26 protein-coding genes and 1 tRNA gene are annotated in these 26,338 nt (G+C 42.5%); 16 read left to right on the top strand and 11 right to left on the bottom strand.

Annotation, left to right across the window (positions count from 1 at the left end; genetic code table 11):
* Window positions 1-51: 51 nt before the first annotated feature.
* From EGC80_RS07120 to EGC80_RS07095, 6 genes are all read left to right on the top strand, one after another.
* Window positions 52-2,208, top strand: a complete 2,157-nt coding sequence (locus EGC80_RS07120; protein WP_124012599.1) for a M3 family metallopeptidase — start codon at window positions 52-54, stop codon at window positions 2,206-2,208.
* Between the two features lie 200 nt (window positions 2,209-2,408).
* Window positions 2,409-2,498: transfer RNA gene (locus EGC80_RS07115), tRNA-Ser, on the top strand.
* 492 nt (window positions 2,499-2,990) lie between these two features.
* Window positions 2,991-3,206: a hypothetical protein gene (locus EGC80_RS07110; RefSeq protein WP_124012600.1), complete on the top strand. Its 216-nt coding sequence runs from the start codon at window positions 2,991-2,993 to the stop codon at window positions 3,204-3,206.
* A gap of 586 nt (window positions 3,207-3,792) precedes the next feature.
* Complete coding sequence (locus EGC80_RS07105) at window positions 3,793-4,791, top strand: endonuclease/exonuclease/phosphatase family protein (RefSeq protein WP_308199799.1); 999 nt, start codon at window positions 3,793-3,795, stop codon at window positions 4,789-4,791.
* A gap of 263 nt (window positions 4,792-5,054) precedes the next feature.
* Window positions 5,055-5,513 carry a DUF1499 domain-containing protein gene (locus tag EGC80_RS07100; RefSeq protein ID WP_101033927.1) on the top strand — a complete coding sequence of 153 codons (459 nt, stop codon included), beginning with the start codon at window positions 5,055-5,057 and terminating at the stop codon, window positions 5,511-5,513.
* 224 nt (window positions 5,514-5,737) lie between these two features.
* Window positions 5,738-5,929: a DUF3185 family protein gene (locus EGC80_RS07095; protein ID WP_124012603.1), complete on the top strand. Its 192-nt coding sequence runs from the start codon at window positions 5,738-5,740 to the stop codon at window positions 5,927-5,929.
* Between the two features lie 267 nt (window positions 5,930-6,196).
* Here EGC80_RS07095 and EGC80_RS07090 read toward each other — a convergent pair whose 3' ends face one another.
* From EGC80_RS07090 to EGC80_RS07070, 5 genes are all read right to left on the bottom strand, one after another.
* Window positions 6,197-6,793 (bottom strand): 2-hydroxychromene-2-carboxylate isomerase, encoded by a 597-nt coding sequence (locus EGC80_RS07090; protein WP_124012604.1) that lies wholly within the window; start codon window positions 6,791-6,793, stop codon window positions 6,197-6,199.
* Between the two features lie 684 nt (window positions 6,794-7,477).
* Entirely contained in the window at window positions 7,478-7,636 is a 159-nt protein-coding gene (locus EGC80_RS22400; protein ID WP_164839434.1) for a hypothetical protein, read from the bottom strand.
* 6 nt (window positions 7,637-7,642) lie between these two features.
* Window positions 7,643-8,674: an IS630 family transposase gene (locus tag EGC80_RS07080; RefSeq protein ID WP_124012034.1), complete on the bottom strand. Its 1,032-nt coding sequence runs from the start codon at window positions 8,672-8,674 to the stop codon at window positions 7,643-7,645.
* A 47-nt stretch (window positions 8,675-8,721) separates the two neighbouring features.
* Entirely contained in the window at window positions 8,722-9,771 is a 1,050-nt protein-coding gene (locus tag EGC80_RS07075; protein ID WP_164839433.1) for an alkaline phosphatase family protein, read from the bottom strand.
* A gap of 170 nt (window positions 9,772-9,941) precedes the next feature.
* The gene (locus EGC80_RS07070) at window positions 9,942-10,814 is read right to left on the bottom strand and encodes an alpha/beta fold hydrolase (RefSeq protein ID WP_124012607.1); all 873 of its coding nucleotides are present in this window, start codon (window positions 10,812-10,814) and stop codon (window positions 9,942-9,944) included.
* Window positions 10,815-11,011: 197 nt separating this feature from the next.
* Between EGC80_RS07070 and EGC80_RS07065 the strand changes: the two genes are divergently transcribed.
* A complete protein-coding gene (locus EGC80_RS07065) occupies window positions 11,012-11,755 on the top strand; it encodes a sulfite exporter TauE/SafE family protein (RefSeq protein WP_124012609.1) in 744 nt (247 codons plus the stop codon).
* 6 nt (window positions 11,756-11,761) lie between these two features.
* Here EGC80_RS07065 and EGC80_RS07060 read toward each other — a convergent pair whose 3' ends face one another.
* Entirely contained in the window at window positions 11,762-11,968 is a 207-nt protein-coding gene (locus EGC80_RS07060) for a hypothetical protein (RefSeq protein WP_124012611.1), read from the bottom strand.
* A 131-nt stretch (window positions 11,969-12,099) separates the two neighbouring features.
* Here EGC80_RS07060 and EGC80_RS07055 point away from each other — a divergent pair, with 131 nt between their 5' ends.
* Both EGC80_RS07055 and EGC80_RS07050 read left to right on the top strand, forming a co-directional pair.
* Entirely contained in the window at window positions 12,100-12,729 is a 630-nt protein-coding gene (locus EGC80_RS07055) for a flavin reductase family protein (protein ID WP_101033923.1), read from the top strand.
* A gap of 255 nt (window positions 12,730-12,984) precedes the next feature.
* Window positions 12,985-13,974 carry a phosphotransferase gene (locus tag EGC80_RS07050; protein ID WP_101033922.1) on the top strand — a complete coding sequence of 330 codons (990 nt, stop codon included), beginning with the start codon at window positions 12,985-12,987 and terminating at the stop codon, window positions 13,972-13,974.
* A gap of 313 nt (window positions 13,975-14,287) precedes the next feature.
* On the opposite strand, the gene EGC80_RS07045 is transcribed toward EGC80_RS07050, so the two are convergent.
* Window positions 14,288-14,794, bottom strand: coding sequence for a glycine cleavage system protein R (locus EGC80_RS07045; RefSeq protein ID WP_101033921.1), 507 nt, complete (start codon window positions 14,792-14,794; stop codon window positions 14,288-14,290).
* Window positions 14,795-15,675: 881 nt separating this feature from the next.
* On the opposite strand from EGC80_RS07045, the gene EGC80_RS07040 reads away from it, so the two are divergent.
* The gene (locus EGC80_RS07040; protein WP_124012613.1) at window positions 15,676-16,272 is read left to right on the top strand and encodes an acetate uptake transporter; all 597 of its coding nucleotides are present in this window, start codon (window positions 15,676-15,678) and stop codon (window positions 16,270-16,272) included.
* 329 nt (window positions 16,273-16,601) lie between these two features.
* Here EGC80_RS07040 and EGC80_RS07035 read toward each other — a convergent pair whose 3' ends face one another.
* Both EGC80_RS07035 and EGC80_RS07030 read right to left on the bottom strand, forming a co-directional pair.
* Window positions 16,602-17,120: a hypothetical protein gene (locus EGC80_RS07035; RefSeq protein ID WP_101033919.1), complete on the bottom strand. Its 519-nt coding sequence runs from the start codon at window positions 17,118-17,120 to the stop codon at window positions 16,602-16,604.
* A gap of 7 nt (window positions 17,121-17,127) precedes the next feature.
* A complete protein-coding gene (locus EGC80_RS07030) occupies window positions 17,128-17,916 on the bottom strand; it encodes a winged helix-turn-helix domain-containing protein (RefSeq protein ID WP_124012615.1) in 789 nt (262 codons plus the stop codon).
* Between the two features lie 463 nt (window positions 17,917-18,379).
* Here EGC80_RS07030 and EGC80_RS07025 point away from each other — a divergent pair, with 463 nt between their 5' ends.
* Window positions 18,380-19,201 (top strand): cytochrome c3 family protein, encoded by an 822-nt coding sequence (locus EGC80_RS07025; RefSeq protein ID WP_124012617.1) that lies wholly within the window; start codon window positions 18,380-18,382, stop codon window positions 19,199-19,201.
* A 7-nt stretch (window positions 19,202-19,208) separates the two neighbouring features.
* Entirely contained in the window at window positions 19,209-19,781 is a 573-nt protein-coding gene (locus EGC80_RS07020; RefSeq protein WP_233768612.1) for a hypothetical protein, read from the top strand.
* Between the two features lie 245 nt (window positions 19,782-20,026).
* On the opposite strand, the gene EGC80_RS07015 is transcribed toward EGC80_RS07020, so the two are convergent.
* Window positions 20,027-22,120: a prolyl oligopeptidase family serine peptidase gene (locus EGC80_RS07015; RefSeq protein ID WP_124012619.1), complete on the bottom strand. Its 2,094-nt coding sequence runs from the start codon at window positions 22,118-22,120 to the stop codon at window positions 20,027-20,029.
* 343 nt (window positions 22,121-22,463) lie between these two features.
* On the opposite strand from EGC80_RS07015, the gene EGC80_RS07010 reads away from it, so the two are divergent.
* Together EGC80_RS07010 and EGC80_RS07005 are read left to right on the top strand one after the other, a co-directional pair.
* Window positions 22,464-22,727: a hypothetical protein gene (locus EGC80_RS07010; protein WP_124012620.1), complete on the top strand. Its 264-nt coding sequence runs from the start codon at window positions 22,464-22,466 to the stop codon at window positions 22,725-22,727.
* A gap of 160 nt (window positions 22,728-22,887) precedes the next feature.
* A complete protein-coding gene (locus tag EGC80_RS07005) occupies window positions 22,888-23,166 on the top strand; it encodes a peptidylprolyl isomerase (RefSeq protein WP_011639051.1) in 279 nt (92 codons plus the stop codon).
* A gap of 175 nt (window positions 23,167-23,341) precedes the next feature.
* Here EGC80_RS07005 and EGC80_RS07000 read toward each other — a convergent pair whose 3' ends face one another.
* Complete coding sequence (locus tag EGC80_RS07000) at window positions 23,342-24,067, bottom strand: arginine N-succinyltransferase (protein WP_124012621.1); 726 nt, start codon at window positions 24,065-24,067, stop codon at window positions 23,342-23,344.
* Window positions 24,068-24,314: 247 nt separating this feature from the next.
* Here EGC80_RS07000 and EGC80_RS06995 point away from each other — a divergent pair, with 247 nt between their 5' ends.
* The gene (locus tag EGC80_RS06995) at window positions 24,315-25,883 is read left to right on the top strand and encodes a S41 family peptidase (protein ID WP_124012694.1); all 1,569 of its coding nucleotides are present in this window, start codon (window positions 24,315-24,317) and stop codon (window positions 25,881-25,883) included.
* Window positions 25,883-26,266: a hypothetical protein gene (locus tag EGC80_RS06990; protein WP_124012622.1), complete on the top strand. Its 384-nt coding sequence runs from the start codon at window positions 25,883-25,885 to the stop codon at window positions 26,264-26,266. The genes EGC80_RS06995 and EGC80_RS06990 overlap by 1 nt, the downstream gene beginning before the upstream one ends.
* Window positions 26,267-26,338: the final 72 nt, after the last annotated feature.

Genomic DNA, 26,338 nt, shown 5'->3' with positions numbered 1-26,338 from the left:
TTCGAATAGGCATAAAAACACCTAAAAGGGCAAAGACCCAAGGATATTTCAATGCGCAAAACACTTATTACCACTGCAGTGAGTGCTGCACTGATGCTCAGCGCCTGTTCAGAGCCATCAGTAGATACTGCCATGGCAGACAAAACCGCCGCAGAGGCAACAAAAACAATGACTAAAGCTCCTGCAACTGCCAACAACGTACTGTTAACACCCAGCCCTTTACAATACATGGCGCCGCAGTTCGACAAGTTTACAGCCAGCGACTACTTGCCTGCATTTAAGCAAGGAATGCTAGAGCACAAAACTGAAATCGCAACTATCACCAATAACAGCGAACCAGCCACGTTTGACAACACCATTGTCGCGTTAGAAAAAACCGGAGCCACACTAGACCGAACTCAACGTGTTTTTTTCAATCTTTCAGGACTTATTTCAGACGACAACTTCATCAGCGTTGAAGAACAGATTGTGCCTAAGTTAACCGCACACCAAGACAACATCTACCTTGATGAAAAACTGTTTGCTCGCGTCCAAGTCATATATAAAAACAAAGCCGCATTAACAGGCGAAGATTTACGCTTGGTTGAAGTGTATTACGACCGTTTTGTGCGCGCAGGTGCTGAATTATCTGTCGCAGACAAAACGAAAATGCGTGAGCTAAACGGTGAGTTAGCCAAACTTGAAACCAGTTTTTCACAAAACGTTTTAAAATCATTTACAGCTGACGTTATCGTCATCGAAGACAAAGCTCAACTTGATGGTTTGTCAGACAGCGACATCGCATCATTAGCTGCTGCAGCAAAAGATGCTGGCAAAACGGGTTACATGATCACGCTAGTGAACACCACCACTCAGCCGCTACTGTCTAGCCTTAAAAACCGTGATGTTCGCAAACAACTGTGGGAAACCTCAGCCTATCGCGCCATGGACACTAACGCGCCGTTAAACATCAAAATAGCTCAACTGCGGGCACAAAAAGCCACACTATTAGGTTACCCAACTTGGGCGGCATACTCCTTAGGCGACCAAATGGCCAAAAACCCAGAAGCGGTTTATGGAATACTTGACGACCTAGCACCAAAAGCACTGATTAAGGCCAAAGTCGAAGCCGCTGACATCCAAGCCGAAATCGTTAAAGATGGCAAAGATTTCAAACTTCAGCCATGGGACTGGGCGTACTACGCAGAAAAAGTACGTAAAGCCAAATATGACTTAGACGACAACCAAGTTAAGCCGTATTTTGAAATGAATACCGTACTAAACGATGGCTTGTTCTTCGCCATGAACAAACTGTACGGCATCACGATTAAACCACGCAATGACTTACCGGTATGGCACAAAGACGTGTCAGCTTATGAAGTCTTTAACAAAGACGGTAGCTCAATTGGCTTATTCTATCTAGACCCATACGCTCGCCAAGGTAAACGTGGCGGCGCCTGGATGGACGAACTTGTCACCCAGTCATTCTTGCAAAACACTAAGCCTGTGGTCTATAACGCGCTGAATATTCCTAAGCCAGCCGAAGGTCAGCCAACACTGATGACATTCGACGAAGTTAACACCATGTTCCACGAATTTGGCCATGCTATCCATGGATTGTTCTCACAAGTTAACTACCCTAGCCTAGCGGGCACCGCAACCGCGCGTGACTTTGTTGAGTTTCCATCACAAGCTAATGAAGACTGGAGCGTCGACCCACAAGTGCTTGCCAATTACGCTAAGCACTACCAAACGGGCGAACCAATCCCAGCAGAGTTACTCGCAAAAGTATTAAAGTCACACACCTTTAACCAAGGCTTTAATACGGTTGAATACCTAGCCGCTGCGCTACTTGATATGGAATGGCACTCTATTGCTGCTGGAACTGAAATCACCGACGTTACGGCCTTTGAACAACAAGCACTGGCTAAACACGGTTTAGATTACACGCCTGTACCACCTCGCTACAAAACAACCTACTTTAGCCACAGCTTCGCTGGCGGCTATTCAGCAGGTTACTATGCGTACCTATGGACTGAAGTGTTTGCTGCTGACTCATTCTCTTACATGATGTCAAATGGTGGATTAACCCTAGAGAATGGCCAAAAGTACCGTGACACAGTGTTGTCAAAAGGTAACAGCCAAGATCTGATGCAAGACTACATCGACTTTACCGGTAAAAAACCCACTACCGACGCCTTATTAAAGCGCCGTGGTTTGGTTAACTAATCACGAAAAAGTCATTAGCCTCTCGACTTTGGTAACTCACCCCGTCGAGAGGCTAACTAATAATAAAAGTGTCACCAGGGTAATACAGGATAAATATTGCGCAACCGTGAGCTTATTTGTGTCATTTTGCACATTTGTTGTGCCATTAAACACCTCAAGGCTTTACATTTTCGCCAATACCCTTATTATCCACCCTGTTCGGAGGGATGGCAGAGTGGTCGAATGCACCGGTCTTGAAAACCGGCAACGGTTTATCCCGTTCTAGGGTTCAAATCCCTATCCCTCCGCCACATTTAAATAAAAAGGCCTGCTATTTATAGCGGGCCTTTTTATTGGGCGAAAGATAGGACTTTAAACCCAGGGTTCCTATTTATTACAAGCAAGCTATCCCTCCGCCACATTCAATGAAAAAGCCTTATCAGAAATGATAGGGCTTTTTTGTGTCTGTAGCATTTAAACCCACGGGTTCCTCTTTATTACAAGCAAGCTATCCCTCCGCCACATTTGACTACCAAAAATATCAACCCATGCACTTTTTTATATAGACATTTAGACTATTGATTTCAAATGAAATGCACATTAATTCAAGGTTTGTTCAATACTTTAATCGTGCTGGCTCGTTTTGTTGCTGTAAAACAGAAAAGATTAGAAGATTCACATCAAAGGCATAGCAATAAAATATGAAATAAATCAATTACTTATGCGGCCTAATTTATTATTCGATCCATTCAATAAAAGTTAGTGCGTTAAGGATTCATTTTGAATACCTTTTAATAGCTTGTATGGCTTTATCCTTTGCTGTTTATACGGAAACCACATTTAATAACGTAAACGAACTTGAGCCATCGTCAGAGCATGATGTTGATATGCTACGCGTAATAGACCTGAAGCAAGGTCATCATGAGATAACACAGATCAAACTTGCCGATAAGGAAAATAGCATGTCGAGTCAGTTTGTTAATTTTTGGAGTAAACAACCCTTACCTGATTATCCGTAAATTAACGATATACCACTATCTGTGATTGCTTCCATAGAAAATCACTAATAAGCCTGCGTATCTGTTTTTTCGCGAATAAAGATCCAAAATATGGGGCGAACTATGGCAAGGTTGGACGCACGTTTTCCCACACAGAAAACTGTATTGGCGCAAAACTGCGAACACTAGGTACAGTTTGATGAACCAGAATGGGTGATTAAGGAGCTTTTGTTACTCACCTCGACGCTGGATAATAGATGGGATAAATCGTTAAAAACGGGTTTACTTCAACTCTGTAATATCAAATTAGCCATGTGTTTTGCTAACAAGGCAGATAGCAAAATATAGGGTTGTTTGATAAGCTTTATTATCCAGAATTGAGGTTACTTATGCCGACGTTGGACAAACACTAACGAGCAAAGGCTGCACCGCGCGCCAGCGTTGGGCGAAAATATCAACCACGAGGATCTGGCGAGTCGTGTTATCTTAAAATTATCCATACAAAACTAGGCTCTCTATGTTAACGATACTGACATTTTGTACGCTATTGATCCTACTAGCTACTTTGTTGCCTTTGTCGCGACATCCGCATTGGATTATCAGGGGCATGGATTTCCCTCGATTGCAGTTGACGATATTGGCAACGGTGCTGTTGATCGCTGATGTTGTTTTTCTCGACACTCAAATGATCAATACACAGGCACTGATTTTGGTCACTATGCTGTGTTTAATCTGGCAGTTGTGCTGGATATTGCCTTATACTTTTTTATTTCCCAAGGAGGTCAAAACCTCCACTGAATTCAATGCCGACAATCAACTCAGCATTATCACATCGAATGTACTCACACCAAATCGCAATGCAGAAGCGTTGATCCAGCTGGTTAACAAGCATAAGCCTGATGTACTAGTCACACTGGAATCCGACCAATGGTGGGAAAACAAACTTAAGATATTAGAAACTGACATGCCCTACAGCATCAAATGTCCTCTGGATAACCTTTATGGTATGCATGTGTTTTCACGCTTGCCGTTAGGCGAGCAAGAAATCTGCTATTTGGTTGAGAAGGATGTTCCATCGATACATGCAACATTAACGTTACGTACGGGAGATCACATTCGCGTGCACTTTCTCCATCCAGCGCCCCCAAGCCCAACAGAAAACGCTGAATCGGCGGAGCGAGATGCTGAATTGGTGATAGTGGCTCGAAGTGTAGCCGAGAGTGACCAACCTGTGATTGTAACCGGTGATCTTAACGATGTGGCTTGGTCTGCCACAACTCGTCTTTTTCGTAAAATTAGTGGCCTGCTTGATCCGCGCGTGGGGCGTGGAGCATTTAACACTTTTCACGTGGATTACTCGCTCTTGCGTTGGCCTTTGGATCATTTGTTTCACAGTCGGCATTTTACTTTGCAAAACATTCAACGCTTACCTTCGATTGGTTCGGATCATTTCCCTCTACTGACTAGGCTCTCATTTACTCCGTCGCAAAGTACCAACCAGGAAGGTATTAAAGCCGGTGCTTGTGAGCATGAGTGGGCCAAAGCAGTATCAGCAGAGCAGAAAGTGAGTAAGAATGATGTGCCGAAGCCTGGAGAAGCACCCTAAGCAACAATAGCGATATTGATGAACATATACTTAAAAAATAACTGTTTATTGCCTAATCTCACTTATGAGGTAATAATATCACCTCGAATTTGGTGGCCAATAATGAGTGAGCTATTACTAACCTCCCCTTAAAAAGCAAATTTCTATCTTTAAATAATACTAAATAGTATTGACTAGGTATCGACCAAGCCTAACAAACGATTTATGCCTCGCACACAGCGTAACTCATAAAGACAATACGACAACACTAGAGGATGACAACAATGTACAAACAGATTTCAATTATTACACTCAGCATGATGCTGTTAATGGGTTGCTCTGGCACTGTACCTACATTGGGCTTAAATGATGGCCAATTAATGCCATGCCCTGACTCGCCAAACTGTGTCAATAGTCAACAAGCAGCAGATGAAGAACATTTTATAGCACCGATCGATTTCATCGGAACGCAGCAACAAGCGAAAGTGCGCCTTTTACACATATTAAAGGCCTCGGAGCGAACAAATATCGTCGTGGTTGAGGAAAATTATATTCGAGTTGAGTTTACCTCTCAGGTATTGCAGTTTGTTGACGATGTTGAGTTTTATTTCCCATCTACAATATCCGATAAAATATCCATACATGTCAGATCAGCTTCACGTATCGGACACTCTGACTTTGGTGTTAATCGGGAGCGAATAGAACAAATTAGAAATAAATTTAACGCATATGAACAACAATAAAAAATTTACAAACGTAATTTATATAGGTAATAGTGGTTTAGCTTTTGTCAGTCCAATTTTAGCTAAAATGGACTCGATGGAAGCTATCATTTCTCTGGAAATTGACAGAAAATTTATCGGGGATCCCCAATAACGAAACGTTATTGATTTCGTAAGTGCCATTAGTTTCAGGTCCATTATCTGTAACCTCATCAACTGTGACCTCTTAAAAGTCAGGAGTAAGAATGAATAATAAAATTATTGGGATCGTGCTTGTTATTGCGGGTATTTTTTTAGCTATGTGGGGCTACAATATTTATGATTCAGCGGGCTCTCAATTTAGCCGAGCGTTAAGTGGTGATGCGCCTATTGAAGCTTGGGCAGGAATGGTGGGGGGTATCATTTGCGTGTTAATTGGTATCACAAAATTAAAGTAAATTTGTTGTGGTTAAACACTTAGCAAAGTATTTGACGATAATAAGGCGTTAACAATAAATATTATTTATTGTTAACGCCTTATTATGCCTATTTATATGCAAGGTTATTTGTTGCAAGAACTGCACATTAACGTCGAGCATACAGCTAAACTTATCTTTTAAAACAAGTTGTTAAATAACCAATGCTCATTCTGTAACTATTGGGATCGATGCAGGCTGCAGTAAATAGTCACTGCAATCTTGCTTTAGGCTGTCATCTAAATAACATTACTCACTCAGCTTATCATCAAGTAAATCTAATCTATCTTGTCCCCAAAATTGCTCTTTTTCATACACATAAGCTGGCACACCCAACAAACCTTTCTCGATAGCGTCTAAGGTGTTGGCTTCGTATATTGCATCGATATCGGCTAATAGCGCTTGCTGTAAAACACTGTCTGCATCGATATTAACCGAGGTTAATATTTGTCTAATAACTGCCTCATCAGCAATGTTTTGATCTGCAGCCCAACATGCTGCCAGCACATTGCCGACAAACTCGCTGACCTCTTGCCCAGCTTGCTGTAATACAATCGTGCACTTATCTGCCAAACTAGGGTCTGCAGGGAAAAAAACCGGATGTAGACTAAGCGGTAATTGGCGCTTTTTTGCCCAGCGAGCTAGCTCTATTAAGCGATAGTCTTGTCGAGCTTGTGGGCGCTGTTTTACAGGCAGCACACCTAATACCGCAAATAATTTTGACAGTTTAATGGGCTTATAGTTTATCCCTAAGTGGTACTTATTTGCCAACGAGATAAAGGTGTTGTGGCCTAAATAAGTATAAGGAGAGAGGCTAGTAAAGTAATAATCTATTGCTGTTGTCATGGTTGGCACTACCTTTATGTTAATGGGATAATTAACACGACCCCATGATTTCATTTTAAATTCATCTTGAACATACTGTATTCGGTGCTGGGTAATCGCTACTCAAACTATAGCAGGTGTTGGCAGGTTTAATAACTCAGATGACATCAGAAGATAGTCACGCTTTACACCAATAGAAATATTGCATTGAAAGCTAGGGCCTGTTGATCTTTGCTGGTTAAATTTTGTTCGAGATAAAAACGTTTTAATCGAGGCGAGTGGATTGCTGCCTAGCAATCTAAGCAAAATTCGCTCAACAAAGAGTAAAACGTTTTTAGCCGAACCCTTCGGGCAGCTTTTGTTGGTCATTTCTACTGCGTTATTGGCTTTTTATGTAGAATAACTACACCACACAGCCTCTGCTTCATAGCTCATGTTTAAGTAATGAGCAACAATTCGCTGCAAAAACAACCTTGAAAGATCAACAGGCCCTATTAGGCCCATAAAAAAAACGCGAGTAGTACAGTTATATCTGCTGACGTTATTGCAATAACTAAGCTTAACGTAACACCAAAACACCACTCATTTGTACAATATCATCTTATATTGCAACTGGACGTAATGTCTATTTAGCTTTTTTTATCCCATGTTGATTGAGATAAACAAGCATGAATCATGGCACACGTCGACGAGTGTTATCTGTAATCATTTGCCTAATAAAGGCGCTAACACGGTTAACTGGCCATCTATGGGTTCTGTTATGGTTAAGCCTAAAATATGGGCGATAAGAGGATATAAATGGATGTTTTCAGCATTGGCTATGGTGACTTGATTAAACGCGGGTCCTTGAGCATATATACTCAAGTGAATTCAAACTGCAGTTTTTAATTTCTGAAAGTTATCATTAATTGTATCACCGAGTGTATCGGCAATATCGGGGAGGGTGATGCTAAAAAAGTCAGTGATTTTTCGTCGGAATTCTTTTGTCGTTGCGAAGTATTGCCCATTCCTCGCATGCTTATTCATTACCTTCCACAATCGTTCTATTGGGTTTAAATTTGGACTATAAGGTGGCAGGTAATGCAATGTTATATTCAGATGTTCAGCCTCTTTAACCACTAAGGCATTTCGATGGTATCCAGCGCCATCAAGCACCAAATGGATAACACCACTTGTTGAGTAACGCGCTCTAATTTGGTTTAAAAAATCGATGATGGATGCACCGTTAACCGTTTTGCTATATTGCTCAATGACCGCTTCTGTTAAGTGACCAAGTCGGATTGCACCAACCACGTTAATACGGGTTCGGCTTCCCGTCGTTTCTATCGGTTTATCAACGCCTTTTTTTATCCAGCCAGCGGTGATTTTTGTGGCTTGGGTCGGATGAACCGCATCCATAAATAATAACGGTTCATCAGGGGTTAACGAGGATTTTAGTTGCTCATAATATTCAATGAAAGCCGTTTGTTTGTCTTCATCAAATTTGTGAGGAACCCCTTTAGGGTTTTTATAGCTGAACTGATGTTTATGCAGCCATTTATTGAGGCCTGACACTGTGTACTTAATCTGAAATTGTTCTGAGATATAAGCGACTATTTGATGGCTATGCAAGTAGGTCACCTCACACAGGTGTGCAATCAATAGTTCAGTTTGCTCTTGACTCAGATAACTTAAGGAGCCGCCACTATTACACGTGAGTTTTTGGTCGTGAGCATAGGCATCAATGTATCGAACTACGGTCGTTTCGTGAATACGTAACGCTTGGGCAATCATTGGCGTTGGCCAATTTTCATCGCGTAGTAAAATGGCTTTAATGCGATCACACTCACGCCTATCACTCGAGCTTTTATGTCGAGTTTCCAATGCTACTTTTTGTTCTGGCGAGAGTGTAATTTGTTTCATGGGGCTATGATGATCCCATTTGGGACAAAATCAAGCATTTTCAATGATCACGGGTATAACACAGTATTCATGTCGGTAATCACATTGGCATCGTAGCCGTGCTTACCAATGCGCCCTGCCCGTGCATCGCTACTAGTAATGTAGTGTTGATTACTGATCAGTACCGCATCTTCAATAGAGGGATTCGCGCTAAAGTGTAAATTGGCCGGTATATCTTGCTGACGATAAAACTGTAAACCGGGTACCTTTTGGGTTAATGCTTCTAACGCGGCTAAGTCTTGCTGTTTGTTTTGCCCTGTCGCAGTCACTAACGAAAATGCGGCATCGTTGTTAAAGCTAAATTTATCTTTTAACGTTTCATTGCCAGCAAACAGTTTGTCGGTATATACACGTTCAAATCCGTCAACCTTAGTCATGCCATGGTCGGAGGTGATAATTACATTCACTTTAAAGGGTAAGGCTTTTATTCCAGTCAGTAATTGCCCTATGGCTTGGTCAACGTTCTGCACTGCTTGGTAGGTGTTATCTGATGTTGGACCATAGAGATGCCCGGCAGTATCAACGTCTGAAAAATACAAGGTCACAAATTGTGGACGCTGATCTTCGGCCAAATTAAACCACTGTAACACCTGCTGTACTCGTTGATTATTTGCCGCATCATCTTTGTAAGGCAGCCAATAATCTGGACGGTGACCCGCAATTTTGGCTTCTGAACCTGGCCAAAAATAGCTGGCACTTTTTAACCCTTGTTGACCCGCTAATGACCATAATGGAACCCCATGGTAAAAGCGGCCATCGGTCAAAGCTTGTTTAATATTCAACCCATAGGGCTGCTGCAGAGTATGGTTATAAAAACGGTTTGACACTATGCCGTGATGGGCGGGATACAAACCTGTGACTAAGGTAATGTGGTTAGGAAACGTTACCGTGGGAAACGATGGCTTAAAGCGAGTCACTTGCGCTGCATGGCGAGCAAATTCGCTCAGATGTTTGGGTTTATGCAGACGGTTGTAATCGTATCGATAGCCATCAATAGAAATCAGCAAAACATAGGGTTTCTCGGGCTGTGCTATTGCGGCTTCAATTGGCTGAGCCAATAAAAAAAAGCTACTCACACTGAAAAATATGCAGCTAATAACTACACTTATGATGGCAATTACACGCATTGTGATTTACTCAATAAATCTAAAGAATATCGGCTAATAATATCAATTAAACATGACAGCTTTATTCATCTTTATGCTGTCTTTTTTCAATATTTTGAGCCTCACTCAATGCTATGTCTAAATTGTAAATAGGCCGTGGTAATGGCTTGTGCATCTTCGATGTGCGGGTAGTGGCCTAAGGTTAGCATTTCAGTGACATTGGCATTGGGGATCAAATCTCGATAATGATCGATCATATGCTGACCCGAGATCGGATCGAGCGCTCCGGCGATCAGCTTTATCGGTATCTTACTGTTGATAATGGCACCCACCCAACGCTCACGGTATTGTTGTCGCTGAGTAATGTAGTGAATCAATTTATGCATCACCGACAAACCGTCATTGTGGGTTAATAATTGCCATAGAGTGTCGATCGCTTCTGGCGAAGGTGGTGTCGACGGCCCAAATATGTGTTGTAGATTATTGGCAAACTTTTGTTTGTTGATCAGTTTAGACACCAAAACCCCTAACGGCGACAACAACAACTTCTGAATGAATAGCGGTTTATGGGTTTCAGGAAACAAACCACCATTTAAAAAGCACACACTCTCGATGGTCAATGGACTACAGCCGTCAATTTGCCTCGCTAACAACTCTTGCGCGACAGTGTCACCGTAATCATGAGCTAAAATATGATATTCACTGACACCTAGCTTGTATAAGCATGCCTGATAAATATCGGCTTGGTCGCTTATTAAATATGCCGAATTTTTGGGTTTATCTGATAAGCCAAAACCCAACATATCCAGAGTGATCACATAATAGTGCTGGGTTAATTCATACCACATGCCTTCCCAATCCCAACTGGCGCTAGGAAAACCATGAATGAGCAATAATGCAGGCGCCTTACAATCCCCCGCTTGACGGGTAAAAATTTGCTGACCGTTAATGAGAAGGTATTGTCCCTGCTGCTGCCACTCGCTCAATTGGATCATCGTTTCGTTATCCCTTCATTGATAGTTTATGTGCCGTAGAGTTATATCTCTTATCTGGAGTTGAGGTTATATATTGTGTTAATTAACTGACTCTATACTAAAAGGCAGTGATATTATCTCTGACTAACAATATCAAATAGCCAATTCCAATTATCTAATATCAATAGCCAATAGCAATGATTGGCGCGGGAGCATCGGTGTTAACAGATCCGTTATTTTGGTTAGTGGCTATTCCGGCAGTGTTAATCACTGGTATATCAAAATCAGGTTTTGCTGGCGGTGCAGGCGGATTAACCGTCCCGTTGTTGGCATTAGCGATTAGCCCAGCAACCGCGGCAGCGGTGATGTTACCGTTATTAGTTTACATGGATTTTTTAAGTGTGCGTTCTTGGTGGGGAAAACACAATACCGCGCAACTGTGGATTTTATTGCCTGCTGCCATTGTCGGTATCGTGGTGGCTTATCTGTTATTTGATCAACTTAACGAGCAATATTTACGCGGTATATTAGGAGAGATTTCGTTAGGGTTTGGTATTTATGGCCTCACTTTAGGTGAATGGTCACAAGGTAAACTGTCCTCGTTCATTGGCCAAGTTTGCGGCACTATTGCAGGCTTTACTAGCTTTGTAGCCCATGCCGGCGGGCCACCATTAAATGCCTATTTAATTCCACTGCGTTTAGCCAAAACAGAATACTTGGGCACTGCGGTAGTCTTTTTTGCAGTGGTAAATATGGTCAAGTTAATTCCCTACAGCATGCTGGGACAAATCAATGGTAGCAATTTATTGATATCTGTATCGTTGGCGCCTATCGCTTGGATTGGGGTAAAACTGGGGCTGCGTATTCAAGATAAATTTAACGACAAACAGTTTAAGAAAATCATTCTCAGTTTAATGATAATAGTCGGTTTACGATTGCTGTGGACTGCATTAATGGCATAACTGTCCTTATAATGAAGCCATAACTATGGTCATATCAGTCCCTATAATAAATGCCATAACGATGGCCATATCGGTTCCTATAATGAATGCCATAACGATGGTCATATCAGTCCCTATAATGAATGCCATAACGATGGCCATATCGGTTCCTATAATGAATGCCATAACGATGGCCATATCAGTCCCTATAATGAATGCCATAACGATGGCCATATCTGTCCCTATAATGAATGCCATGATATTGATGATATGATATTAATTTTACCGTATTGATTTCAAAATATTGATGACATCGTCATGCCTAATAACGTCATTTAAGTTTACCAATATAAAGAAGGGAAGATATGAGTGCTGATAATCGCTATTTTTATGAACCAAGCAAAGGCCATGGTCTACCACATAACCCACTAAATGCCATTATAGGCCCGCGCCCAATTGGTTGGATTGCCTCTCGTAATGCCCAAGGCCAGCGAAACCTCGCGCCTTATAGTTTCTTTAACTGCTTTAATTACGATCCGCCCATTATCGGTTTTGCCAGTACCGGCTGGAAAGACAGCGTCGCCAATATTGTTGAAACCGGCGAGTTTGTGTGGAACTTAACCACCCGCAGTTTAGCCGAGCAAATGAATCAAACCTCTGCGGCATTACCTCATGGCACCGATGAATTTGAATTTGCAGGATTAACCCCAATAGCAGGCAACATAGTTAAGGCTGATCGTATTGCACAAAGCCCTGTTAGCTTCGAATGCAAACTGTCGCAATGCATCCAGCTAACGGCAGCAAATGGTGACAAAATTGATAGCTGGCTAGTGTTAGGTGAAGTCGTGGCGGTGCATATTGAAAAGCACTTACTCAGCGCCGAAGGGATTTATCAAACGGCATTAGCTGAACCGGTATTACGTGCTGGCGGTCCATCTGCCTATTATGGTATTTCAGACCAGTTACGCTTTGATTTACACCGCCCAACGGTGTAAGCCACTCATAAATATGACTTAACAACAAAGTTGCCATTGGCAGCCTTGTTGTTGAAAAGAATAAAATAGTCTCTTCACTACCTTTAATATCATGATTTTTTAGTAAAATAATATCAAATTGACTATATCCTCAACCAGTCTTGGCTAGCATGTTAGCGAATATTTAATTGAACCAACAAAATTTGTTACTATTATTACAAGACTAAGGTCGCGATTAAAAAATCATATCGATAACATCACTAACACGAGAACACCTTGAGTATTCCACCTAATATACTAACGCGAATTACCCATGCCCTAGGTGCAACTTCGCTAGATCATATCGAGAAAATACAGCCGCTTTGGGGAGGGTATGGTCAGCTATTTCGAGCCTATGTCACTGGCAAGCCATACCCGTCTGTGATTGTAAAATATATCTGTTTCCCTCAACCAGAATCACATCCTAAAGGTTGGAACACGCCGCTGTCGCATCAACGTAAATTGCGGTCGTATCAAGTAGAAGTTAATTGGTATCAACACTATGCTAATGCCCATGCAGAGCACTCAATGTGCCCGTTGCCCCGTTGCATACATGTCGACCAACAAGCCGATGAAACCCTATTAATATTACAAGATTTATATAACATCGGTTTTACCCAAGTAAGAAAAACTGCCACACCCGCGACTGTGCGCGAGTGTTTAACCTGGTTGGGACATTTTCATGCTAAATACATGCATGTCGAGCCTAATGGGCTTTGGCCTATAGGCACTTACTGGCATCTAGGCACCCGACCGGATGAATTAGCCGCCCTACCCGACAGCCCGCTTAAGTCAGCGGCTCACCTTATCGACCAAGCGCTGAGGCAATCTAAGTACCAAACCTTGGTACACGGTGATGCAAAATTAGCTAATTTTTGCTTTAGCCCAGATGATCGCGCCGCTGCGGTAGACTTTCAATATATTGGTCAGGGCTGTGGCATGAAAGACGTGATCATGCTGTTAAGCAGTGTGCTGAACTATCGAGAGCCAGAAGCCTTAATTAATGACCATCTTAATCATTACTTTGCCGCTTTAACGCAAGGACTCATAGCGTTTCACCCTCAAATAAATCCGCTTGATGTACAACAGCAATGGCGGCCTTTATATTGCGTGGCTTGGGCTGATTTTCAGCGTTTTGTCAAAGGTTGGAGTGTTGAGCATTGCAAAATTAACCCTTATACCGAATCGCTAACCGAGCAGGCGATTAAGCAACTTACTATGGTGTAATACCAATAAGTGTAAATTAATTAACCACCTATTTGTCACGATTGGCTAAGGCGACTATTGCCGTCGACAGCTTACAAACACAGTCGTAATGGTTGCCCTACCTCAACTTAACCTCAACTCGGGTTAAGCATGGGGTAAATAGGTAAAAATTAGCATAGTTCATCTATTTCATATCAAACTTGCCATTTGTTTAGCTAACAAGCCGTTTTCACGTGTTAACCGCGGGGTCAATAGTTAACCTATTGCAAGTCAATGCAACTCAGATAGCATAACAAATGGCTGTCTGATAATCGTTTCTTGTCTTAAGCAGAGTTTACTTAGTAACATCGATACGAATATTATCGCTTAAGGTTTCAAGTTGAGATACTAACAGCGCTTTGGTCACGTTCTCCGGTAATCTTAACGTCATCTTCGCGCTATATACCGTTTTACCTAAACTGCTTACTTGCACACGATAACATTCTTGGTGATCAACACTCACATCAAGGTCTGATAAAATTTCATTGATATCATGGGTTAAACCTGAACGATCATTGCAATCTAAAGTGAGTTTACACTCTGTAGATAAATGTATAGATTGATGTTCAAACTCAGCATAGACAAAAGTCAATTGCGAAAACTGCTGCTCTAATGCTTGTTTTAAGGAAGCTTCCTTATCGACATCTATCATAACCCGCATCATTGCAACAAATTGCCCGTCGAGTTTGATGACTTTACTGGTTTCCCAACTTGCGCCTATTTCACGGCTGACTTGAGCAAGTGATTGCAGAAGATTGGGCTGTAAAGTGCCTAATACCGTAGTGATAAACTTATGTTGCATATAACCTCCGATGATAAATAAACCAAAATGATTTTGACCTATTTAATGTGGTTTTAGTTAAGAGCTAACCACAGATTAACTATCATTAGAAAGCTAATCTATGACCTAGGAAACAAATTAGATAATTTGAATTCGCCCAACAATACCTTAAAGAGCCCTCAATATACTCGGTCATTGTCCGACTCATGCCAATGACAATTGCGGACAGCAAATTAACATTATCACCAATTTTGGGGTAGTTGAACTCAGCGACCAAGACATACCGATAGAGTAAGCAATCGATCTTGCGGATGCCGGATTGCTTCAGTCCAAAATTAGCGCCCGAAATAAGGTGATATTGAGTGAATCATAAGCCGATAGACACCGAAAACGGCGCTGGCATCAATTAACATTAACTGACATTAACTGACAACAACCTCTGTCACGACACACTTTTTAGCATTAAAAGAAACTTTATTAACGTTTTGTAGCCTTAAGCAAGTTTAGCTCATTAACCCAAGCATGATCACAAATATCTGCGGCTTTAACCCATTATTGCTGCGGCGAATTGGCGATTATTTAGGCGATACATTATGGGGGTCACGCTTACCACTCAAACGGTGAATACCATCACCCTCATTGTAAGATGTCTGTCTATCTAATTGAATTCAAATAACTTCCTACAATATTAATTTTCATTCAAATATGTCAATTACTCACAATGAGCTTAAGTATTTGTTTTTAATGATAATTAATTATTACATTTTACAATGCTGCTACCTCTTCAGGCATATTGCGACCCCGGCCCCCTTTCTCTAGAATGCGCGCCTTACGCTATAAAGATACAGATTAACGCTCACTGAATCGACAGGATTCAGTGACCTTTACACTAGGGGAACTTAATGTCTACAAAACTGGCCAACCCAGCGCCACTGGGATTAATGGGCTTTGGCATGACCACCATTTTGCTGAATATTCACAATGCGGGTTACTTTCCAATTGATTCGATGATCCTTGCAATGGGGATTTTTTACGGTGGCATTGGCCAAGTGATTGTGGGCATCATGTGCTTTATGCGCGGCGATACCTTTGGCACAACAGCATTTACTTCCTACGGTTTGTTTTGGTTGACTTTAGTTGGGCTAATATTAATGCCAAACATGGGTGTTGCCGCCAGTCCCGCTCATTTTATGGGCTGGTATTTAACCTTATGGGGCATATTTACCGCCTTTATGTTTGTCGGGTCTTTACGTTATCCACGAGCAAAACAAGTGATATTTGGTTCATTGACGGTGTTGTTTTTCTTACTGGCTGCACACGACTTTACCGATAATGCCCTGCTTGGCACTATCGCTGGATTTGAAGGTATTTTCTGCGGAGCAAGTGCCATTTATTTTGCTATGGCGCAGTTACTGAATGCCGAATACGGCCGTACTATTTTGCCCGTGGGTGAAGTCACTCAGACCAAACAAGTCTCGCTCAACTCAATAAAAATATAACGGGTAGTCACTAGGGCCGGTAGATCTTTGAAGGTGAATGCTGCAGCATTTTGTGGCAGTTTTATCCAAGGCAGAGCTTATGACATGTTGTTATACATTAATAAGCGATAACGCAGTACAAAGAAGCCACAAACGCAGCCCTAAGGGTTCGGCTAAACGGTCGTCCTTATTTGTAAGCGAAGAGTTTGTGCAAGGTATTAGCGTACAATGCTAGGCGCCGCATTTTTATTCAAAGCGCTAAACCGTTTAGCCCTTTGAACACGAAAGGTCAACAAGCCCTAGACACTAGAAGGTCGATGCATTTGCATCGACCTTTTTATTGGGTTTGATTAATGCACTAAGCGACAACCACACACGGTATTGCTAGGTTGAAACAGGACCACCGCATAATCTTTTGCTTCGTCTCGCTCAATAACTTGAAGCGATAACGAATGCAGCCCTTTTTTATTTAAATTTAAACTACTGACATAAGACAAGTACGCTAAATGCTGTGGCACTTTTGAGTTGTGACTCGCCAGGAATTCTTTTTTGGTGGTCACTGAAATATCGTAGATTTGATTTTCGGTATCAATTCTATCCACAGTTCCTTTCATTGATAATGTACCCGCCAAATTACCCTCGTAGTCAAAATAACGATAATTAATCTGAGCTTGGCCTTCATTGGAGACTAAATCGACTAATAAATAATGACGTTGGTCTTGTGCCGCGCTCTTACGATGAAATAATTCTGAACTGCAACTGAGCATAAAACTTGGCACACGTGTAGTAAGCCTATAAATAATTCCCATACTGGCCAGCAATAACACTAAGATCATAATATTAATAGCCCACAATCTACTTCTAGTCATACTATTATTACTCCAAATGCTGACTTGTTTGGGCTGGCTGTGCGTTAATCGTGTCACAAATATTCACCTGCTTGAGCCAATCACGATTAACAAACTGTTTAGGCTGCCTTAAATCACTGATTTTTAAATTACGAATAAGAGACTGCCCTAAGAGATCTCCCCGCAAGGTAATGTTCAATACTTGCTTGTCGTGAGACAATGATAAATAAACTCTTTCCCAACTGCTCACGTCACAATCGGCAAAGCTTTGCTGTATTTGTTGCCCAAGTTCAATCAACTGCTCATTGTTGGTTCTTGATGGGGCATAGAGCATCACATCAACGGTACTTCCAGATAAGAGTTTAACGGTATTGACACTCAAAGGCGGGGTTGGTGTAACAATAGGCTGCATCAGTTTCACTGCAGCAATGCTACAAACGATTAGTATTGTTGCCGTTACGATTAGTAATCCAGAATGACGGCGAATAATCGACGGTAATACACTTGCGGTTTGCTTACGAGGACGATGATGCCGCAGTAAGTAGCCCTGACCTTTAACCGTTTCAATAAGAGATTCCTGCTGTGGCCCAAAAAAAGACCGCAATGTAAATACGGCTCGCGCCACCGAAGCACTGCTTAAATGCGATTTATCACCATAGCCAGATTCTAATAAGGGTTTAGCAACGACTTTGCCTTGATACTCGACCAATAATGTCAGCACATGTAGCTCTGCTCGGGGAAGATGCCACACCACGCCACTTTCCTGATTGATCAGAGCACCTTTGTCGATATCAAACCTGCAATGGCCCAATTGCATATCAACTGCCTCAATACTGTTAATAATTGATAAAGTGTATGCAGAAAATCTTATGAAATCTGTGATCCCGATATCTTCACACTATTATTCCTTACATTTTGTAAGGTGTAATGACTAACAATGATGTAATTGAGACGTTAATCACATAATTTCATGATGTTAATTTCAATAAATACACAGATAAATATGCATAAATCTTATAAATAATAAGACTACTGTCACAAAAAAAGCGCTTTTGGTATTTATTTTTGACCGTCATAGTCAGTGTTTATTAGCTAAATTTAATGGTTTTTTAAAAACAGTTTTATCGGGCATAAATCACACCATTAATAACCCTATTGATTATTGTTAGGTCATCGCGTTGCTGTCGATATTCAGGCCAGCAACGAATGTCAAAACAAGCCTAAGCCATAACAAATATTAGCGCTTGAATATAACAACAATGATATAGAGGGTAACCACAATGAGCATAAATAGACGCCAAGCATTAACAAAAATTATTGGATTAAGCACCGCAGCTGCTGGGGCAACACTATTAGGTACATCGGCATTTGCCGCCACCGATGAAGCCGGTAACTACCGCTTAGAGTTAGGTGAAAAACTCAAATATGTACCTTTAGATGCAATGGCAACCGCTAAATTAGCCTATGAAACTGGCGGCGGCTGTATGCACCAAGTTTTCCATGCCATTATCACTATGCTTGCAGCATCTAGTAGTGCTGATGCCAGCAAATTTGCCACCATACCAACCGCATTAGCCGGTTATGGTTGGGCAGGGGTTGTGGGTCAAGGAACACTTTGTGGCAACTTGAATGCATCGGGTATGTTAATCAATTTCCTAGATGACATTAATGGCCAAAACAGTGCCATTATTGGTGCTTCATTCCGCTACTATGAAACGACAGATTTACCTTTATCCTCTGCTGAGTTCGTTGCCGGTATTGGTTCTACGGAAGAGAAATCATTAGAAGTCGGTGCAACCTCAATCGCTAATAGCCCACTATGCCATTCATCTATTAGTAATTGGTCTGCAGCATCAGGTAAAGTGTTTGCACTCAAAGGTGAGCGCTGCAAACGCCTTTCTGCCAGCATGGCTTATCATATTGTTGATCTGCTAAACCGCGCTTATGGCGGCGAAGATATTTCAGTATTACCAGAAGCTAAACCGTCTGTAGAAGCGCAAGCGTGTCAGTCTTGTCATGGCGTGACCGAAACCATGGGTTCTGCCGCCAGCGTGAAAAGTGATATGGAATGCACCACTTGTCATACCGGCCATTACAATTAAGGAGCGCATGATGAAAGTTAAATATCTCAGCGCCATATTAGCCAGTTCATTGCTAATGTTTGGCTGTAATAGTGATAACGATGACGACGTGGCTGTTATTGATCCACCAGTAGTTGTTGTACCTCCAGTTGTTGTACCGCCAGTTGTTGTGCCGCCAGTAATTGATGGCGTTAGTATCGATGATGCCAGCAGCGTAGTGGTTAAACTCGACACATTTGATGCCACCACTGGCGCACTATCATTCACCGTTGCCAATAGTGACGGCGAAGCACTCACTAACGTAGCCGATTACGATATTGTGTATTTTGGCTTTCCCGACCCAGCCTCAGCGTCAACCAAACCCAAGGCTTGGAAACGTTGGCATGTCACCCAAAGCTATCAATGCGACAGTTCAACTAGCGATGAGTGCACTGGAACATTGGAAGCCACCGACACAACCGGTACATATACGTTTAATGTCCATGACCTCGACTTACAAAGCAAAGCATCGGATAATGCGACGCTGCTTTACCAGGTCGCCATTAAAATCAATGGCACACTGGCAAGTAATGATATTGAGTTAATTAGCGCCACTAATTAATCGTCATTGAGCCTACCCCCCTAGCTAATGGCGCGAAAAGATCACTCGCGCTCATTTGCTTCAGGCTATTTTGCCGCAGTACTTCACTGCGGCAATTTTTTCATTATTGGGTAGGTTAAACATCGATGCACTAATGTGAACATCACTGTGAGAATTAGCGTAAAAATCAACGTTGAATTCTAAAATATAAAAAAGGGCTTCAGCAGCACTGAAACCCTTTCTTTATTAATCACTAACCAAGTTTTTTAACGCAGCTGCTGCATTAAGTAAGCGTAAACCATTGAGCTTAACTCGGCAGCTTGAGTGTTATCTGCCGCGCCAGCATGGCCGCCTTCGATGTTCTCAAAATACAACACATCAATGCCCATATCTGCCATTTTAGCCACCATTTTACGCGCGTGTGCAGGATGAACCCGATCATCACGTGTTGAGGTAGTAAAAAACACTTTAGGGTATGTAACCCCTGGTGTTAAATTATGATACGGCGAGTAGGTTTTAATATACGCCCACTCTTGTGCAATATCAGGATTACCGTATTCACCCATCCAGCTGGCACCTGCTAATAACTTATTGTAGCGTTTCATATCCAATAACGGCACTTGACACACTACGGCGTTATATAGCTCAGGGCGACGAGTAAATGCAGCGCCCACTAGCAAGCCACCATTACTGCCACCTTGAATGCCAAGATGTTTGCTTGAGGTGATTTTACGGGCAATTAAGTCTTCTGCAATGGCTTCAAAATCTTCATACGCTTTATGACGATGTTGTTTTAACGCCGCTTGATGCCAAGCGGGGCCGTATTCGCCACCACCACGAATATTGGCAAGCACGTATACACCGCCCTGCTCTAACCAGTTTTTGCCAATAGTGGCCGAATAGGCCGGCAAGCGAGACACTTCAAAACCGCCATAACCGTAAAGTAACGTAGGGTTGCTGTTATCGAGTTTGATGTCTTTAGCCATCACCACAAAATAAGGCACTTTAGTGCCGTCTTTTGATTCGACAAAATACTGCTGGGTGACAAACTTATCGGCGCCAAATTGCTGTGGCATCGCTTTAATTTTATCTGTTTTTAAGCTTGCGCCATTTAAGCGATATAAACTGGCAGGCTCTAAAAAACTGGTGTAGTTAACAAAAAAGTCATCACTATCACGTTCAACATCAAACACACTTAAGGTGCCATTGGCTTCAAAGGGTACCGGCTTGCTTTGCCAATCACCTTTATCATTTTGCATGTAGCGTACAAGTTGGCTTTTTACATCATCTAACCAAGTGACAAAAATAGCATTCTGGCTAAATGACACTTGCGAAATAGAGGCGTGCTTCGTTGGCGATACCAATTCACTAAACGCTGGTTTTTGCGCAATCAGCTTATCGACTGGGGTGTAGACGATGGCACCTTGTTTAAAAGTACCTTTTTTAGTGACTAAATCACTTTTTAACTCAATATACAGCTGCCCCTTAAAGTAGCCTTTTAAATCTGCATCCTCAGGAATAGGCAGCGAGACCAGCTTTTTATTTTGATAAACATAATGTTTCGCAGTGTAAAAAGTTAAGCTTTCGGTGACAATATTCAGTGGTGTTTTATCATCAAACATCACATAACCCGACACCGCAACGGATGTTTTATCGCCTCTAAACACTAATTTAGCGGCAGACAATGGCGTACCGCGTTGCCACAATTTAACCACACTTGGGTAGCCTGAATCGGTCATGCTTTGCCCATCACCAAAATCAGTACCAACAAACACGCTATCTTTATCAATCCAGCTTAGCATTGACTTCGCCTCAGCCAACACAAACGGCTGCTGAGTACTGTCGACAAAAGATTTAGTGGTTAAATTAAATTCGCGTACTTCAGCAGCATCTGCACCCCCGCGAGACAAGGACACCAAGCAGCGCTCGTTTTGTGGATATTGGCATTCAATGCCCTTAAATACCCAATTAACCCCCTCGGCTTTACCGAGGGCATCAATATCAAGCACTGTTTCCCAGTTAGGTTGCGCTTTGGCGAATTCAGCTAACGTGGTACGGCGATAAATGCCACGCTGGTGGGTTTCATCTTTCCAAAAATTATACAAATAATCGCCAATGCGGCTGGCATAAGGGATACGCGCTTTATCGTTTAAGATCTCTAGGCTGTTTGCCACCAGATTATCAAAACCTGGGTACGCCTTAATGTGGGCCGCAGACAGGGCATTTTGCTGCTTAACCCATTCCATTGGCTTTGCGCCTTCAACATCTTCTAGCCAAATATATTTGTCTTCTTCTGCATGAACAGGTGTTGCCATAGTCATCGCACTCGCTATACATAATGGTATGATTCGCTTAAGCATTAAAATTTCCTTTTCATTATCTGCTCGCGGTATTTTATAAACTTGCCAATACTGTAATCCATTTAAACAGTGTTTAATCACTAAACTTGCGCAAACGATAGCAAGTTATGCCTAGCGGATTGACTGGTTAGCGTAATGAATATCACTGACAACGGCACGAAAATGGCCAGTCCCAATGAGATAATATGCCATAGCTAACTGAGCTTGTAAGCGTATTCAGCCTAAGAAAAGCATGAACGATGCAAATCTCAACACGGTTGTCTTACGCTAAAGTGCGCCATAGTAAGCGCGTCATTGGACTGCCTAAATACCCATGTCAAACACACTCTTGAATGCGTTTTTTGTGAGCAAAGCTAAGCGGCAACGCTGGACTAAACCTCAATATGGTTTTTACCTGCCAGTGATCATTATTGCAACACTATTATTGATGTTTACCTATGAGACTTTGGCAGTTTTCAGTCAATTTACGCAATTCTGTTTAGCGCATTTTGATTCACCGTGTATTCAGTTTTCAAGCTTATTATTCGTGCTGGCAATCGTTATTGTTGGCGTAATCCTCTTTACTCTCGTGCTGTGTTTACAATTGATTTTTTTGGCGAGAGATTGACTTGGTCACCCGGCAACATAATGGTGTAAACATCACTCAATGCTCACCATCTTTGACCTTATGGGATTGAATATATTATTCGGGTAAGGATCTACTGCCAATTTAGCTGACAAAGCAGGTATAATAATGCGCTAACTACAGCGACACTAAGACCGACATCATGGCCAAAACCGCAGCAGCATTACATATATTAGTTAAACACCAAACTCAAGCTGAAGACATCATCAAGCAGCTTAATAATGGCGCCAAGTTTGACGTGTTAGCCAAAAAGCATTCTAGCTGCCCTTCAGCTAAAAGTGGTGGTAACTTAGGTGAGTTCAAAAAAGGTCAGATGGTGCCACCATTTGACAAAGTGTGTTTCAACGGTGAATTAATTACCCCACACTTAGTCAAAACCAAATTTGGTTGGCATGTGGTGAAGGTACTTTATCGCACCTAGAAATACTCGTACCTAGAAATGGTCGATCTTAGAATGAGTCGCACCTAGAATAGTCGTTCTTAGCATGAGTCGCTCTTAGAATAAATCAGTCCAGAACAATCTTGTGATAAGTAAATGGTAAATAGTGGGCTTGATATCAATGCCCACTTTTCAAAACACCCTCGGTTTACAAAATTTACTCTCGCAGTTTGATCGACAGCTCACCGTCACGAATTTGAATATCATCCACACCATCGGCAAACGCATTCCAAAAGCCGCGATCGCCAAACTCACCCACCAAATTGACGTTTTTCATATTCCCAAGCCAGGCATTCGGGATAGGTACGCCCATTAAGCTCACGCCAACCAGAGCGACCACCGGGCGACGATTAGCGTCTAAATGAATATCTAGCCCTGTATTCACTCGTAAAATCTCCCCTGCCATAATCGGGAAATCTTCTGGGATGGGGATCAGCATTTTGGCGCTGGCTAAATTATTGGAAAAATCAATCGCGACACGCTGCGCAAAATCAGGATTGCGGCCAATCATTGAATTAACTTCTTTTTCACTAAAGGTCACCTGACGGTCGGCGTCAAATTCTCGATAGGCCTGTGGGGTTAACTCTGCGCTGTTATTATTGCCACGATTGCTTCGCTTGTTGGGATCTGACGATTGACTCACTTGAGTGCTAGGCTCAGCTTGCCAGCCCAATTGTGCCAGTTTATGGTCTAGCTGTTGAGTTTCTTTGGCCGTTAAGGTGACGGGGGTTAACGGCGACGGGAAGATATAAGTGCGGATAATAAAAAATGTTAATCCCACAGTCACCAACATGGTCGCTAAAATAATCAGCAGTAGTTTAACCCCAGACGCGCCACCTTGCCGACGGCATAGCGCCGAGATATTGATTAATGAAGCTCGCATTGACTCGCCTTTTTTTATTCTATGTTGGCCTATCATGGTAATGCTCTCTTTAGTTAAACAGCAACTATAAACTGAACATTGCAACGGATGCCCTCGTATAAAAGTATCATTACACCGCAGATAGCATGGTTGTTAAATCTTATCTTTGTTCAATAAACCGAGTTACAAATCAAGTCAATTGTAATAAAGTTGTAAATAATAAAAGACTCAAATTAACCATGACATCTGAGTATATTAAAGGATTATGATGAAGTTACTCCCTAGACACATATTAGCCCCATTGATTATCAGCGCCAGCTTGCTGCTATTAACCGCTTGTGGCGGTTCATCTGGCGGCGATGACAGCACCAATACAGGGTCTACCTCACCTCAGTGGGTTGCAGGCCAATTTGCTGACGATTCGACCTTAGCAAATCAGTGCAGCGCGCCATTAACCCAAAAGCTGTGGCTCCGCTCATGGAGTAATGACACCTACCTGTGGTACAACGAAATTATTGATCGCGATCCGGCGCCCTATAACGTAGCAGAATATTTTGAACTGCTTAAAACAGAAGAATTGTCTGACACTGGTAACCTCAAAGATAACTTTCACTTTTCCATGTCGACAGCAGAATGGGAATTACTCAATGGATCCGGCGCCTCGGTTGGTTATGGCATGACGCTAAATTTGCGTAACGCTTCAGCAGGTATTTCACGACAAGTCACTGTGGCTTACAACGAACCCAACTCGCCAGCGAGTGATGCAGACATTAGCCGTGGCGCTATTATTGTCACTGTTGACGGCGTAAGCGTCGCAGATGCCAATGACAGCGGCAGTATCGACACCATAAATGCAGGTTTATTCCCCAGCACCAGTGGCAAGCAAACCGTGTTTACGCTTCGTGATTTAGATGCACAAACAGACCGCACCGTGACACTCTCTGCTAGCACTGTGGTATCAACACCAGTACAAAACACCAAAATCATTCAAACGGCTAGTGGCAAAGTGGGTTATTTACAATTTAACGCCCACATCGCAACCGCTGAAAAAGGTTTATACGATGCCATGACTTTGCTCAGCAACGCGCAAGTTGACGATTTAGTCGTGGATATTCGCTATAACGGCGGCGGATTGTTAGCCCTCGCCAGCCAAATGGGCTACATGATTGCCGGCGATAATGCTACAGCCAACCGAGTATTTGAACGCACCAGCTTTAATGACAAATACCCTACCGTTAATCCCGTTACCCGCGAAGCCTTAACGCCGATGCCGTTTATTCCTGAATCAATTGGATTTAATACTTCATTGCTTAGCAGCGGAGTCCCACTGCCTTCGTTAAATCTTAAGCGGGTATTTGTACTAACAACGCCAGGTACCTGTTCTGCCAGTGAAGCCTTAATGAATGCCCTTCGCGGTATTGATGTTGAGGTAATTCAACTCGGCGAGACCACCTGTGGAAAACCATACGGCTTTTACCCCACCAATAACTGCGACACAACATATTTTACCATCCAGTTTAAAGGGGTAAATGATAAAGGCTTTGGCGAGTATTCTGACGGTTTTATGCCATCAACCAATCCAACCGTAGACAGCGAAGTACCAGGTTGCGAGCTAGCCGACGACCTTGGGCACGCATTAGGTGATACCAACGAAAGATTATTGAGTGCAGCCTTATTTTATCGCGACAACAACCGCTGCCCATCGACAGCAACTGCAGTCGCACGCGCACCAGCACAAGATCCCTTTGTCGACCCAGGCTTTATGCTGCAAGACACACGTAATCAAAATGTGCTTAAAAATAACCGTATTCTCACGCCATTGGCTTTGGAGCAATAATGCTAAAGCAATTAATTGGCATACTGGCGATATTGGCGGTGGGCGGCTGTGGTGCAACGGCAAACGAGTCGCCAGCCCAAATGCAACGTGCAACACTGACCAACCCAAGCAGCCAAATCCATGCTGAGTTACAACAAGCATTGGCAACTTTGTTAGGGGCAAGTAATGTATTAATCGCAGACGATGCCTTCACACAGTTGAGCCAAGAAGTGATTGAACGTGCGCAGCACAAGGATGCTAATGGTTTGCTCATAATGGGGCGCAGTACTGAGATGCCAGTCACTGTGCAACTGCTTAAACAAGGCGATAATTGCCTATTGCGTCATGTGCAAAGCGGCAATACCACCTCGTTGTCGCAAGCACGTTGCGCCGCTGAAAAATAACGGATAAATGGCCCGAGCGCATATCACTTGCGGTCGGGCCATTTATACAGATCAAGCTTAACGGCTTGGTAT

It is taken from the genome of Shewanella psychromarinicola, assembly GCF_003855155.1.
Classification (GTDB): Bacteria; Pseudomonadota; Gammaproteobacteria; order Enterobacterales; family Shewanellaceae; genus Shewanella; species Shewanella psychromarinicola.
The sequence above is the reverse complement of the archived record's forward strand: the minus strand, read 5'-3'. Positions and strand labels throughout refer to the sequence as shown.